This is a genomic window from Pseudomaricurvus sp. ABR4_320 (genome assembly GCF_056159445.1).
Genome location: NZ_JBSWVF010000001.1, coordinates 663,365 through 676,619, shown reverse-complemented (window position 1 = coordinate 676,619; position 13,255 = coordinate 663,365). Strand labels below are relative to the sequence as shown.

11 protein-coding genes are annotated in these 13,255 nt (G+C 52.3%); 4 read left to right on the top strand and 7 right to left on the bottom strand.

Features of this window, described 5'->3' with window-relative positions; translation table 11 throughout:
• The first annotated feature begins 57 nt into the window (after positions 1-57).
• Positions 58-1,455, top strand: coding sequence for a Si-specific NAD(P)(+) transhydrogenase (sthA, locus tag ACXAFR_RS02955; RefSeq protein WP_475171754.1), 1,398 nt, complete (start codon positions 58-60; stop codon positions 1,453-1,455).
• Positions 1,456-1,496: 41 nt separating this feature from the next.
• Here sthA and ACXAFR_RS02950 read toward each other — a convergent pair whose 3' ends face one another.
• Both ACXAFR_RS02950 and ACXAFR_RS02945 read right to left on the bottom strand, forming a co-directional pair.
• Positions 1,497-1,808 (bottom strand): hypothetical protein, encoded by a 312-nt coding sequence (locus ACXAFR_RS02950; RefSeq protein WP_475171752.1) that lies wholly within the window; start codon positions 1,806-1,808, stop codon positions 1,497-1,499.
• Positions 1,809-1,829: 21 nt separating this feature from the next.
• Positions 1,830-2,414, bottom strand: a complete 585-nt coding sequence (locus ACXAFR_RS02945) for a PilZ domain-containing protein (protein WP_475171750.1) — start codon at positions 2,412-2,414, stop codon at positions 1,830-1,832.
• A 213-nt stretch (positions 2,415-2,627) separates the two neighbouring features.
• Here ACXAFR_RS02945 and ACXAFR_RS02940 point away from each other — a divergent pair, with 213 nt between their 5' ends.
• The 3 genes from ACXAFR_RS02940 to ACXAFR_RS02930 are packed head-to-tail and all read left to right on the top strand — an operon-like array spanning position 2,628 to position 5,858.
• Entirely contained in the window at positions 2,628-3,884 is a 1,257-nt protein-coding gene (locus ACXAFR_RS02940; RefSeq protein ID WP_475171748.1) for a lipoprotein-releasing ABC transporter permease subunit, read from the top strand.
• Positions 3,885-3,916: 32 nt separating this feature from the next.
• Positions 3,917-4,627 carry an ABC transporter ATP-binding protein gene (locus tag ACXAFR_RS02935; RefSeq protein WP_475171747.1) on the top strand — a complete coding sequence of 237 codons (711 nt, stop codon included), beginning with the start codon at positions 3,917-3,919 and terminating at the stop codon, positions 4,625-4,627.
• Entirely contained in the window at positions 4,620-5,858 is a 1,239-nt protein-coding gene (locus ACXAFR_RS02930; RefSeq protein WP_475171745.1) for a lipoprotein-releasing ABC transporter permease subunit, read from the top strand. The genes ACXAFR_RS02935 and ACXAFR_RS02930 overlap by 8 nt, the downstream gene beginning before the upstream one ends.
• Before the next feature lie 6 nt (positions 5,859-5,864).
• Here ACXAFR_RS02930 and ACXAFR_RS02925 read toward each other — a convergent pair whose 3' ends face one another.
• From ACXAFR_RS02925 to ACXAFR_RS02905, 5 genes are all read right to left on the bottom strand, one after another.
• The gene (locus ACXAFR_RS02925; RefSeq protein WP_475171744.1) at positions 5,865-6,392 is read right to left on the bottom strand and encodes a DUF2062 domain-containing protein; all 528 of its coding nucleotides are present in this window, start codon (positions 6,390-6,392) and stop codon (positions 5,865-5,867) included.
• A gap of 279 nt (positions 6,393-6,671) precedes the next feature.
• Entirely contained in the window at positions 6,672-7,631 is a 960-nt protein-coding gene (gene meaB / locus ACXAFR_RS02920) for a methylmalonyl Co-A mutase-associated GTPase MeaB (RefSeq protein WP_475171742.1), read from the bottom strand.
• 108 nt (positions 7,632-7,739) lie between these two features.
• Positions 7,740-9,881, bottom strand: coding sequence for a methylmalonyl-CoA mutase (gene scpA / locus ACXAFR_RS02915; protein WP_475171739.1), 2,142 nt, complete (start codon positions 9,879-9,881; stop codon positions 7,740-7,742).
• 37 nt (positions 9,882-9,918) lie between these two features.
• A complete protein-coding gene (gene mce, locus ACXAFR_RS02910; RefSeq protein ID WP_475171737.1) occupies positions 9,919-10,332 on the bottom strand; it encodes a methylmalonyl-CoA epimerase in 414 nt (137 codons plus the stop codon).
• 30 nt (positions 10,333-10,362) lie between these two features.
• Positions 10,363-13,254 (bottom strand): biotin/lipoyl-containing protein, encoded by a 2,892-nt coding sequence (locus ACXAFR_RS02905; protein ID WP_475171736.1) that lies wholly within the window; start codon positions 13,252-13,254, stop codon positions 10,363-10,365.
• Between the last annotated feature and the right edge of the window lies 1 nt (position 13,255).

Here is a 13,255-nt window from a genome sequence, read left to right as displayed (position 1 = left end):
CTGCGATAATCAGTGCACGCCGGTTGTTTGTTTGGTTTAAGAGGAGTGGTACGCGGTATGGCAGAGTACAATTATGACTTATTGGTAATCGGTTCCGGGCCGGCTGGGGACGGGGCGTCGATGTCGGCGGCTAAGGCGGGATTGCGAGTCGCGGTTGTTGATCGTCGCAATATGCTGGGTGGAAACTGTGCCCACAAGGGGACGGTTCCATCAAAATCCTTAAGGTTCGCCGTAAAGCAGATTGTACGTTACAACTCTCAGCCACTGTTTCGAACCATCGGCGAGCCGCGCTGGATCCGTTATCCAACCGTGTTGGAAGCCGCCAAGCGTGTGATTCCGCGCCAGGTGGAAAAAATGACGTCGGACTTCGCCCGTAATCGCATCAATTTCCATACAGGTGATGCGTCCTTCGAAGGCGAAAATCGAGTGCGAGTGAAAACCGCCAGCGGTGCAGAAGAATACATCAATGCAAAAAATGTTTTGATCGCGACGGGCTCTCGCCCTTATCGTCCCGACAACGTCAACTTTAACCATCCGCGTATCTACGACAGTGATACCATCCTCGAGATGAAGCACTCACCGCGCACGATGTTGATCTACGGTGCCGGTGTAATTGGTTGTGAGTATGCCTCTATTTTTGCCGGTCTTGGTGTCAAGGTTGATCTGATTAACACCCGCGACAAGCTCCTGTCATTTCTTGATCATGAAATTTCGGATGCTCTCAGTTACCACTTAAGCGACAGCGGTGTCATGGTGCGCCATAACGAAGAATATGCCTCCGTTGAAGCCAATGACGACATAGTAACAATGCACCTGCAGTCGGGTAAGCAGTTGCGTGCAGATGCTCTCCTTTGGTGTAACGGTCGTACAGGTAATACCGATTCTCTGAATCTGGATTCTGTTGGCTTGCAGGCGGATCACCGGGGACAGCTAGAGGTTTCTGAGCGCTACGAAACCAATGTGCCGGGCATTTTTGCGGCGGGGGATGTCATTGGCTGGCCAAGCCTTGCCAGTGCTTCTTTTGACCAGGGCCGAGCCTGTGCTCGCGGCATTGCCGGTCAATCGATTCGTTATGTCACCAGCGTTCCGACCGGAATTTACACTCTGCCGGAGATCAGCTCTCTCGGGAAGACTGAGCGGGAACTGACCGAAGCACGCGTGCCTTATGAAGTTGGTCGTGCGTTCTTCAAGCACACGGCTCGTGGGCAGATCAGTGGCGAAGATGTGGGCATGTTAAAGCTGTTGTTCCACACAGAAACTCTGGAGCTACTTGGCATTCATTGTTTTGGTGCCGAGGCTTCAGAGATTATTCACATTGGGCAGGCGGTTATGGCGCAAAAAGATGGCGGCAACACCATCAAGTACTTTGTGAAGAATACGTTTAACTACCCGACCATGGCTGAAGCCTATCGCATCGCCGCTCTTAACGGTTTAAATCGCGTGCTGCGGTTTTAACATTTTGATTTACCAAAAGTGACCACGACCCGGGCTAGGCCTTAGGGTTGGTTGGCCACTTTAGGCGTAAATTTGAGAACACTGTGGATGACGACGTCACCTTCAAAGTAGACGGTAAACGATTCGTAGTCCCAGCGTGTGATCGGTGGCGTTCCCGTCGCTTGACCTTTGTGTTGTGGTTCGCCAAAGGCTTCGTTGACTCCGCTCATTGTCATGCCCAACTTTGGACGCTTGGCTTCGACTTGGCCTTGTTGCCCGATTGGAATGATGATCTTTTCGGCGTAGGTGACCGCACTGGGTAGAAACAGTAGGGCGGATGCGGCCAGTAAGGGAATACCAAGAAATCGGGTCATAGTGTTACTCCTGGGAAAATCTCATCCTGATATTGATTGCTGAGACTGGCGACGTTTGTTTGCCAGCTGGGTGCGCATAATGTGTCTGCCGAGCAATTCCTGGTCAGCCAGTGATAACGATAGAAACTCGCAGGCAATTTTGTAGCCTTGGTCCGATTTCAGTGTTTCACACCGGTTTACCATTCCAAAGCAGGTGACATTGGAAAAGTCTTTGGTGAATAGCAAACGCAGGGCGACATAGGAACCCTTGTAAATTGGCTTGCCGTGAACGAAAGATATTCCCCCTTCACTCAGATTCACTCGATTGCGGTTTTCCTGACGATTGGGATTGCTGTTGAGAGCGTGATGCAGAACAAGATCGACTTTGCGATTGAGCAGTTTCATCCAGTCCGCAAGCGGACGTTGCTGATCACCCAGTGCCGAAAGCAATTGCTGGGCTTCGCGTTCGATGCGTCGCAACTCATCAAACATTTCAATGGTCGCCTGCTGTTCCGGGAACTGATCCAGCGCTCGCTCGTTGTTGACCGTGTCGGCAGAAACCAAGTGAAACGTCAGTGAGAGGTCTTTATTGACGCGAAAATACTGACGGCGCTCTTCCGTCGTCATAAAAAGTCTGAAACTGTCAGAATGAATACACGCATGTGTGGTCTCATGTCCGTCTCTTTTACTAAAGTTTAGACGCGACATTCGATTGTTGCCGTATGAGTCTCTGATTCTGAGAAAATCACCGTTTTTCGACTGTACCACCGACCATGAGCGGTCAATGTCTGTGGATTGATAACGGTTGTTCAATCCGTTTGCTTTAGGTTTAATGCCGCCATGCAATTACCAACCTCTGTTTTTATCGGATTGCGCTATACGCGGGCGCGTCGGCGCAATCAGTTTATTTCCTTTGTCAGCGGCTTTTCTCTGCTGGGCATGCTGCTGGGTACCGCTGCCTTGATCATCGTGATGTCGGTGATGAATGGCTTTGACCGCGAGATAAAAGGGCGCCTGTTGCAGGTCATACCTCATTTGGAATTTATCGGGACGGATCAAGGTCTCGAGAACTCTCAGCAGCTCCAACAGCAGTTGGCTGCGTCTGTGAACGTCGTCACGACGGCGCCTTACGTGACCGCCAGCGCCATGGTGAATTTCCGCGGTGGATTACAGGGGGTGGAATTAAGAGGCATGTCCGCAGACGACATCAGCAAGGTCACTGATGTCGAAGAGCATATCTTTATGGGCGGCATCAATGCGCTCAAACCGGGTGACTACGGCATTGTGCTCGGTGGTATTTTAGCCCGCAACCTCGGCGCCACGGTCGGCGATCAGATAACTTTGGTTCTACCGCAGTTGACGGTGACGCCTGTCGGAATATTTCCCCGCATGAAACGGCTGACGGTGGTGGGTATTTTTGAAATTGGTGGCCAACCGGATCAATACTTAGGGTTTGTCGATTTACAGGATGCTCAAGCGCTCTTGAGGCTGGGCGATCGAGTGTCCGGCGTAGAGGTCCGCACGACAGATATGTATCGCAGTGAGGAATTCGGAGCCCAACTCTGGAACTCTTTGCCTGAATCAGCACGAGCTCACTTGCGGATGCAGGATTGGACGGAAACCCAAAGCAGCCTCTTTTCTGCCGTTAAAATGGAAAAAACCGTTGTCTCGAGTCTGTTGATGATCGTTATCGCGATAGCCGCGTTTAATATTATTTCCAGTCTGGTGCTCATGGTTGCCGATAAACGTTTCGACATCGCCGTATTGAGAACCTTGGGGCTGACGCGTCCGCAAATCATGGCCGTGTTCGTCGTGCAGGGGGGCGCTACGGGGGCTGCCGGTGTTGTTGTTGGTGGTCTCGTTGGTGCTTTGTTGGCGGTAAACGTGGGTGGCGTAATCGGATTTTTTGAGCAATTGCTCGGATTTCAGATTTTCGATCCCCAGGTTTTCTACATCAGCAGCATGCCGTCGCAGTTGGAGTGGGGGGATGTCGCATTGGTCATCAGCGTCGGTTTAATTCTCAGTTTGCTGTCGACCCTGTATCCGGCATTTCGGGCGACCCGCATTGAGCCTGCTGAAGCGCTTAGGTATGGATAAGCGCCTCGTTGATACTAACTTAGGAAAGATACATGAAAGACAATAATGCCTCTGCGCCGGTGCTCGAGTGTCGGCAGATGGTGAAATCCTATCGGCAGGGGCCTGAAACGGTTGAGGTGTTGACCGGTATTGATTTTCAACTGTTCCCAAGTGAGCATGTGGCGATCGTCGGTGCGTCGGGATCCGGAAAATCCACGCTGTTGAATTTACTGGGTGGACTGGATACGCCGGATGCCGGTGAGGTTATTATTTCCGGCCATGCGTTCAACGAGTGTGGTGATGCTGAGCGTGGACGGCTACGCAACCGATTTCTCGGGTTCGTTTACCAGTTTCATCATTTACTGGCAGAGTTTACCGCACTGGAAAATGTTGCTATTCCGCAATTGATCGCCGGTGCGACCAAGCGTGATGCGTTTCGAGAGGCTGGCGAATACCTTGAACGGGTTGGACTGGGGGCTCGTAAAAAGCACAAACCGTCTGAGTTGTCAGGCGGTGAGCGTCAGCGGGTGGCGATTTCGCGCGCGCTCGTCAACCGGCCTGCCTGTGTTCTCATGGACGAGCCGACCGGTAATCTCGACCGAGCAACGGCGGACTCGATTCAGCAACTCTTGCGGCAACTCAGTGAAAGCCTGTCGACCAGTTTTATCATTGTTACCCATGATGAGCGACTGGCCAATACCATGGATCGTCGTTTGACCTTGAGTGATGGCAAGCTGGTTGAAAGCGGGGTTGTCGGTGTCTAGGTTTTCAACCTTTGTTGGTTTGCGGTATGCGGGTAGCCGCAGCGGGACCCAATTGGTGTCGTTTATCTCCTGGATTTCGATTGCTGGCCTGACGATTGGCGTCGGTTTGTTGTTGACGGTGCTCAGTGTCATGAACGGCTTCGACCGAGAGCTGCAGCAGCGTATCCTCAGTATTTTGCCCCACGGTGCTGTATACAATCGGGCAGGTATTGCCGACTGGGAGAGTTTGCGCGAGCAGTTACTCGAGAACCCACAGATCATCGGGGCGGCGCCGTTTGTTGAATTGCAGGCGATGCTCAGCACGCGCGGTGGTCAAGAGGTGCAGCCGGTGGTGCTTTACGGCATTGATGTGAAAGAGGAGCAGCAGGTCTCGGTATTGCCGCGCTTCGTCGACAGCGATGCCATGTCTGAATTTTCCCAAGGGCAAAGCGGCCTGTTGTTGGGGCAGGGAGTTGCTGACACCTTGGGTGTCGAGAAAGGCGATAAGATATCCGTTCTCGTCCCGTCTGGATCCGGATCCGCGACATCGCCAAGACTCCGGGTTTTTACGGTATCTGGCCTTATTCGATCAGATACAGAACTCGATCATTCTCTGGCATTGATTCCTCTCGACGCGGCCAGCGCGCTGTCAAATACGCCGGGGCGAGTTTCCGGCCTGCGGGTCAAATTGCGTGACCTGTTTGCCGCGCCGGAAGTGATCTATGGGGAAACGTCGAAGTTGCCTTATGGCTATTATGGATCTGATTGGACGCGAACCCACGGCAATTTGTTTCAAGCCATTCATATGTCGAAAAGCCTGGTCGGCTTACTGCTATTTATGGTGGTCGCGATAGCGGCGTTTAACGTTGTCTCCACCCTGGTTATGGTCGTGGTTGATAAAGAAGCCGATATTGCAATACTGAAAACTCTGGGCGCGAGTCGTTCCAGCATCCTGGCAATCTTTGTTCTTCACGGGTGCATTATCGGTGGAATAGGGACGTTTCTGGGCGTTTTGCTCGGTGTTGGAGGCTCTCTTTTGGCCGGTGATATTTACGCCGCCATTCAGGAGTTTTTCCACGTTTCGCTGTTAAATTCGAGCATTTACCCTGTGAGCTATTTACCGTCGCAAATACGCGCTGCGGATTTTGTTCTGGTGGTGTGTCTGTCTCTGCTACTCAGCGCGGGTGCGTCCCTGTACCCCGCCTGGCGTGCAAGTCGCATTGCTCCTGCGGAAGCCTTGCGCTTTGAATAGGCGTTTCTAGCGGCGCTCTTGCAAGCGCCGTTGTTTGCGTTTTTCCCAGCTTTGCAACACCTGCCAGCGCCAGAAAATTTGAATAAAACTGTATCCACTGATCGCTGCCAGGGTGGCAATGATCAGGGAACCCACCAAGAGGGGTTGCCACAGTCGCAACAATCCCGTACTCAACCACTCCCAAGAGAGCTCAATAGAAAAACTGACCGCTGGCGTGCCCAGTATCCAGCGCCCTAATTCGTAAGCGCCGTAGAAGATGGGGGTAATGGTGATGGGATTGCTCACCCATACCAGAGCGACCGAGAGGGGCAAGTTCACTCGAAACCAGAGGGCGGACAGGGCAGCGAGAGGCATTTGTCCGACCATTGGCAAAAACGCGATAAATAACCCTACCGCGAAGGCACCTGCGACCGAGTGCCGATTCAGGTGAAATAGGTTCGGGTCCTGCAATAGATGCCGAAACCCTCCAAATGCGGGATTGCTGACGTAAACCCTTGGGTCCGGCATTAATCGCCGAAAAAATTTTCTTGGCATCAGTGAGCGGCAAACAGGTTAAGGGCAGCCCCGTAGCATTTCGCGAAATTGTTAAGGTCTGATGTCATTGCTGAAAAATATCGAGTGATTGATTGAATTCGTTGCCATTGGAGTAAGTTGATTAAAGCTGATCCAGTCGTTAAGTGTACGGAGCAAGGTCCGCTCTGGCGCACTGCAAAAGTGGCACGACAGAAGGAATTTCGAAGGCGCGGAAAAAACAATCGATTACGCGCCTGGCGTTGAGCTGTCGTAGAGTCTAAGTCAGTAGCATTGAACCCATTATAGAAGGTCTACGATCTGTCGGGCGGCATTATAGGGGGTTGTGGCGTTGTCCACCACGGCTTGCTGGAGGTCAGGCATGATCTGACGTACGGAGGGGCTTTGGTTGAGTCGAATATCGATCAGTTCATGGATGAGTTTCTTTAACCACTGGCGATTTTGGCGGGCACGCTTTTCAAAAAAAGCGTTGTGAACAATTGCCTCCTGCCGATAATCCTCAATCATCGCCCAGATTTCATCGACGTTGCGGTTTTCCATCGCAGAGCAGGTTTGTACCCGGGGCGTCCAAAAGGATCCTGTACGAATCAGGTGGAAAGCGTTCTGATAGTGCTGCTTGGTACGTTCGGCCAGGTTAAGGCTCTCACCATCGGCTTTATTGATGACCAGGGCATCGGCCAGCTCCATGATCCCGCGCTTGATTCCCTGCAGTTCATCGCCCGCATTGGGAATCATCAGGACCAGAAAAAAATCGACCATGGCGGCGACTTCGTATTCTGACTGTCCGACACCAACGGTTTCTACCAAAATGACGTCATAACCCGCAGCTTCGCAGAGTAGCATCGTCTCCCGGGTTTTCTGCGCGACGCCGCCTAAGGCCCCTTCTGATGGGGAAGGGCGGATAAAAGCGTTGTTCTCGCGGGAGAGTTCCTCCATGCGGGTTTTATCGCCGAGAATGCTGCCGCCACGTATGGGGGAGCTTGGATCAACGGCAAGCACGGCAATTTTTTTGCCCTGCCGAATAAGGTATTTGCCGAACGCTTCGATAAACGTGGATTTTCCCACCCCGGGAATACCGCTGATACCGATGCGAATGCTGTTTCCGGTATAGGGCAAAAGGGTTTCGAGCAATTCCTGGGCCTGAGTTCGGTGTTTGTCCAACTTGCTTTCGACGAGGGTGATGGCTTTGGCCAATGCCCGTCGATTGCCGGTGCGGAGAAGTTCGAGGTCGACGCTGCTCATAAAATGATTTCAGGTAAACAGAATAAAATTTGTGGATAACAAAAGGGGGCGATTACGCCCCCTCGGTGATGACGTGCTGAGAGGCTTGTAAATGGCCTCTCGCGACAATTAAGCCGTCGCTTTGCGGACTTCGTCGAGTACTTTGCGCGCCGAAATAGGAATCTTGGTGCCCGGACCAAAAATGCCTTTTACGCCAGCCTCATAGAGGAAGTCGTAATCCTGCTTGGGAATAACGCCTCCAGCCACGACAATAATGTCATCGGCTCCGAGCTTGCTCAGCTCCTGAATCAACTCTGGTACCAGGGTTTTATGACCGGCAGCCTGAGAAGACACACCAACAACATGAACATCGTTTTCGATGGCCTGCTTTGCCACTTCTTCTGGCGTGGAAAACATTGGCGACAAATCGATATCGAAACCGACGTCGGCGAAAGCCGTGGCGATGACCTTAGCACCACGGTCATGGCCGTCTTGTCCCATTTTGCACACCAACATCCGGGGGCGGCGACCTTCGCTCTCAACAAACGCATCAATATCAGCTTTGATGGCCTGCCAGTCGGCGTCATCCTCGTAAGGCGCGCCGTAAACGCCAGAGATGGTACGTGCCTGGGCGTTGAATCGACCATAAACCGCTTCTAATGCATCGGAAATCTCGCCCACGGTCGCGCGCAGTCGTGCGGCTTTGACCGATAGGTCGAGCAGATTACCTTCGCCAGATTTTGCCGCATCCGTAAGAGCCTGCAAGGCTGCCGCCACGGCTTCACTGTCTCGCTCGGCTTTGATTCTGTCGATACGGGCGATCTGAGACTCGCGGACTTTAACGTTATCAATATCGAGGATATCGAGATCGGATTCTTCCGCCAGAACATACTTGTTGACGCCGACGATGATGTCTTCGTTTCGATCGATTCGAGCCTGTTTCTTAGCGGCGGATTCCTCAATGCGCAGTTTTGGCAAACCCGCTTCGATGGCTTTTGCCATGCCGCCGTTTTCTTCAATCTCGACAATCAACTCCCAAGCCTTGTCGGCGATATCCTGGGTTAATGACTCCATCATATAAGAGCCGCCCCAAGGATCGATCACACTGCAAATGCCGGTTTCTTCCTGAATGATCAACTGAGTATTACGAGCGATGCGGGCGGAAAATTCCGTTGGCAGGGCCACCGCCTCATCCAGCGCATTGGTGTGCAGAGACTGGGTACCACCAAAAACCGCAGCCATCGCTTCGATGGTTGTGCGAATAATGTTGTTGTACGGGTCTTGCTCTGTGAGTGACCATCCGGAAGTCTGTGAGTGCGTACGCAACATCGAAGACTTGGGGTTTTGAGGGTTAAATTCCGCCATGATCTTCGACCAGAGCAAACGCCCGGCACGCAATTTGGCGATTTCCATATAGAAGTTCATGGAAATACCCCAGAAAAACGACAGACGTGGCGCAAAGGCATCAACGTCGAGTCCTGCCGCGAGTGCGGTGCGCACATACTCACGACCATCGGAGAGGGTGTACGCCAGTTCGAGGGCCGCATCGGCACCGGCTTCCTGGATGTGGTAGCCCGAGATCGAAATGGAGTTGAACTTCGGCATGTACTGGGAGGTGTAGCCGATAATATCGCCGATAATCTTCATGGACGGTTGCGGCGGATAAATGTAGGTGTTGCGCACCATAAACTCTTTCAGAATGTCGTTCTGAATGGTTCCCGCGAGCTTGTCCTGGGAGACGCCTTGTTCTTCCGCAGCGATGATGTAGTTGGCCAGGATAGGCAGTACGGCGCCATTCATGGTCATGGAGACGGAAACCTGGTCGAGGGGAATGCCATCGAACAAAATTTTCATGTCTTCCACAGAGTCGATTGCCACACCGGCTTTACCTACATCACCAGCCACGCGCGGATGGTCTGAGTCATATCCCCGGTGAGTCGCGAGATCGAAGGCGACAGATACCCCCTGGGCTCCGGCTGCGAGGTTCTTGCGATAGAAGGCATTGGATTCTTCTGCGGTCGAAAAGCCAGCGTACTGGCGAATTGTCCAGGGGCGGCCAGCATACATGGTCGCTTGCGGGCCCCGGACATAGGGCGCCAGGCCGGGTAGGGTATCGGCATATTCCAAATCTTCGACGTCGGCCTTGGTGTAGAGTGGCTTGATGTCAATGTCTTCAGGCGTGTGCCAGGTTAAATCCGTAGGGGAGCGCCCCTTCATTTGTTTGGTTGCCAGGGCTTCCCATTCAGCCAGCGTTGGTTTCTGGTCAGACATGCGTATTCTCTCAGTTCCGTTCCGTGTTTGCAGAAGATCAGTGATGATCTTCTGCAGGTTGATTGAGCTCGATCAGCACTCCATCGCAGCTCTTAGGGTGGATAAAGATCACTTTGCAGTTGTGTGCTCCCTGTGTCGGCGCATCCGAAAGAAAGCGATACCCTTTTTCTTTCAGGCGGGCGACATCCGCTTCGATATCGTCACTGCGAAAACACAGATGATGAAGACCGCCACCTTTTTTTTCCAAGTAGCCAGCGATTGGGCCTTCGCCATTGAGTGGATGGACCAGCTCAATGCTGGTCTCCGGCAACGGAAAGAAAGCCGTACTGGTTTTCGCGGCAGGGACGTCTTCGGTGCCTTTGTACGTCAACCCAAAATCTTCCATAAATCGCGCGATGGCTTTTTCCAGGTCGGGTACTGCAACGGCTATGTGGTCAAGTGCAACTATCATAAAAAAGCTCCGCAGGCTGCTGGGTCAACATTAAAAAAGGGCCGCCAGATAGGAATCTGTACGGTCTTTTTTACGGGCACTGATTTCCTCGTCAGTTTCGATCTCGACCTTTTCATCCGGGGTGATTTTGAACAGCGGTTGCCCCTTCTTGATAATTTCGCCATCGTTTTCAACGAGAATTTGCTCAATCGTACCCGCAAATGGCGCATTGACTTTATTGAACATCTTCATGACTTCAATAATGTACAGAGGTTGTCCAGCATCGAAATGACTGCCGACTTCGACGAACGGTGGCGCGGTAGGCGCTTCACGAGAGTAAAACATTCCGCCAGTGGGCGCCAGAATCTCATCAGACTTGGCCAGTGGTGGTGGCACCAAAACCTTCGCCATAGCAGTTTGTAGATTTTCATCGAGCAGTTTTTCTGGAATATCGATGCTCAAATCTTCATTGACCTTAAGGTCATAGAAACCGGTTTTGTCGGCCAACAAGACCAGCAAATTGAGAATTTCCATACCGGCCTGAAAGCCACAGTGGGAGGCTTTTGCCTGTTCCCAAATTTCAGGATCTGTCCCTTCGGGCGCAGGTCCGTTCAACGCTGCTTCAATGTCAGAATATTCATTCGTGCCCAGTATCTTTTTAATGGACTGATAGAAGGCGACCGCTTGCACTAAAATTTCACGATCGTGATCCCAGATAACACTGGCAGCAGGCTTACCTGTGCCTTGATCCATATTCAGAAAACGATAGGTTTTGGCGAGTACGGTGATGGGGTTATTCAGCCAGGTGACGGTTTTGTCTGCGCCCAGAGAGAAATTAGATTTGTTTTCGCTGAGCCAGCCCGCCAGTTTGTGAGGCTCGTCGAGCAGAATTTCCAGCGGACGCGTCAGTAACAGGCGCTTGCGATCCAGCACGAACCTAAGATCCGTCTTCGCTTCTGCGGAATCCGCCTTGGCCAGCTCCCGCTGACAAATGTGTTGATAGGCGTAGGCCAGATCCAGATTGTTCGCCTCCTGCTTGAGCAGGCCGACAGCGGTTAGGTAAGGCACAATAAACCGGGTGGTCGGCCGTGCATTGATGTTGTTGCCCAGGAACCAGTGTACCAGTCCGTAGTGGAACCCCAGGTTGGTAGCAAGATCCTTGCCGCGCAGCTCTGTCACGCGGAGGATTTCTGCCAAACTCTCATAGCTGTTTGTGCGGTGCTCGCCCACCGTTAACAGCAGGGCGATGTTGGAATCATAGGCACCGGCCAGGTGATACTTCATAAACACATCCGTATCCGGATTGTGCATGCTGATGCCCTGATCGTCGCGAATTTCACCCTTGATGTTGTTTGACCAATACTCAATGACACCACCGGCATGGGGTTGCAATGCCTGGTTGGTTGCATTGAGGCGGGCCTCGACTGACGCATTATGGCGCAGCAGACGCTCTGGCTTGGGCAATCTTGGACCATGGGCGGCCAGCAGGACCATCGCTTCGACCAGAGAGTCGACCACAAACGACTCACTGCTGTCGTTCGGGTTTGTGAACTTCAGTGCGTAACACAATTCGGTCACCCGGTGCTCGACCTGGATACGGGTATTCATCTCCATAAAGAAATGCTTGTCGCGATCGACAATACATTCGAACGTTGAGACGGAATCCAAACCCACGGCTTTGCCGAAGCGTTCGGATTCTTCTTCCATTTTCTTCAGGGTGATGATGTCCTGCTTAAGGATCGCCACTTCGGTTTCGCGTCCGGCGGCTTCAACGTCTGCCAGGGCGTACTCGAGATCTTCGGTGATCACAGAAACTTCCAGCAGTTTCTGTTCGTGCATTTGCAAGGAGCAATCACGTCCTCCCATGGCCAGGGTCCAGTCGCCATTGCCGATGACCTGGATTTCCTGATGGCGTGTGGTTTCGATATTCAATTCAACGAGAACGTTTTTGTTGTCGCCTTTACCGGTCGCTTTCACCTCATTGAGAATTTCCAGTACCAACCCTGGTGCTTTATCGGCAGCTTGGTTCAGTCGGCTTTCCAAGTCGCCGGTGTAATGTGCCGGAGAGGCCAAAATGCGCTGGCCTTTACCGCCACCGCCACCAATGCACTTTAGGCGGATGCGGTTTTCCGGATATTCCCGGCTCATTTTTATGACTTGCTCGCGAATGGTGTCTCCCAACTCTTCGATGGAGTAGAGGTCGATGCCTTTCTCATAGCTGGCGGCGAGGACGATATCGGCTTTGTCTTCCAGACTGATACTGTCCGCATTAAATGCGTCCATGTCGACACTGAGGCCTTCGCTCTCAATCAATTTGGTGAGCGCAGCGACATCTGGATATTTCTTTAAAATGGTGAGCGCTGTGGCATTGTCGACGCCAGGTGTGACAGAAACACCCACTTTTAAAGCGGTACGCTTGGCTTCGTCTTTCAAGCCTGCACCGTGAACGGTTTGCGAACAGGGGCCGATAAAATTAAGCCCGGCTTCTTCCATGGCGCTAACCATGTTCTCGTCTTCGGCCATAAAGCCGTAGCCGGCGAAGATCGAATTGTAGCCGTTGTCTTTGGCGATATTGATGATTTGTTGGATGCGAATTTCTCGCTCGGCCTTATCGACACCTGTGTAGTCGGGCACTCGGTGAATGCGATCTGGGTGCGTTAATTGACGTAATTCCGGTGCCAGAGCGCGTTGATAGGTGATCGAATCTTTTTCTGACAGCAGGATGCCATAGTAATCGATGCCCATTTCCTCGAGTACGTCGATTACTTCTTTACGAATGGGGCCGCGGCAGATGATCAGCGGCCGCATATGGCGGCAATCAAAACTTTTTACCCATTCGCTGGTAGCAGTGTCCAGGCGACGATTTTTGTGGATCAGCGGATTATTGAGATAGTAGATGTTGCTGGGTTGCACGACATGAGCCTCTTTGAATTCGTTAGACATT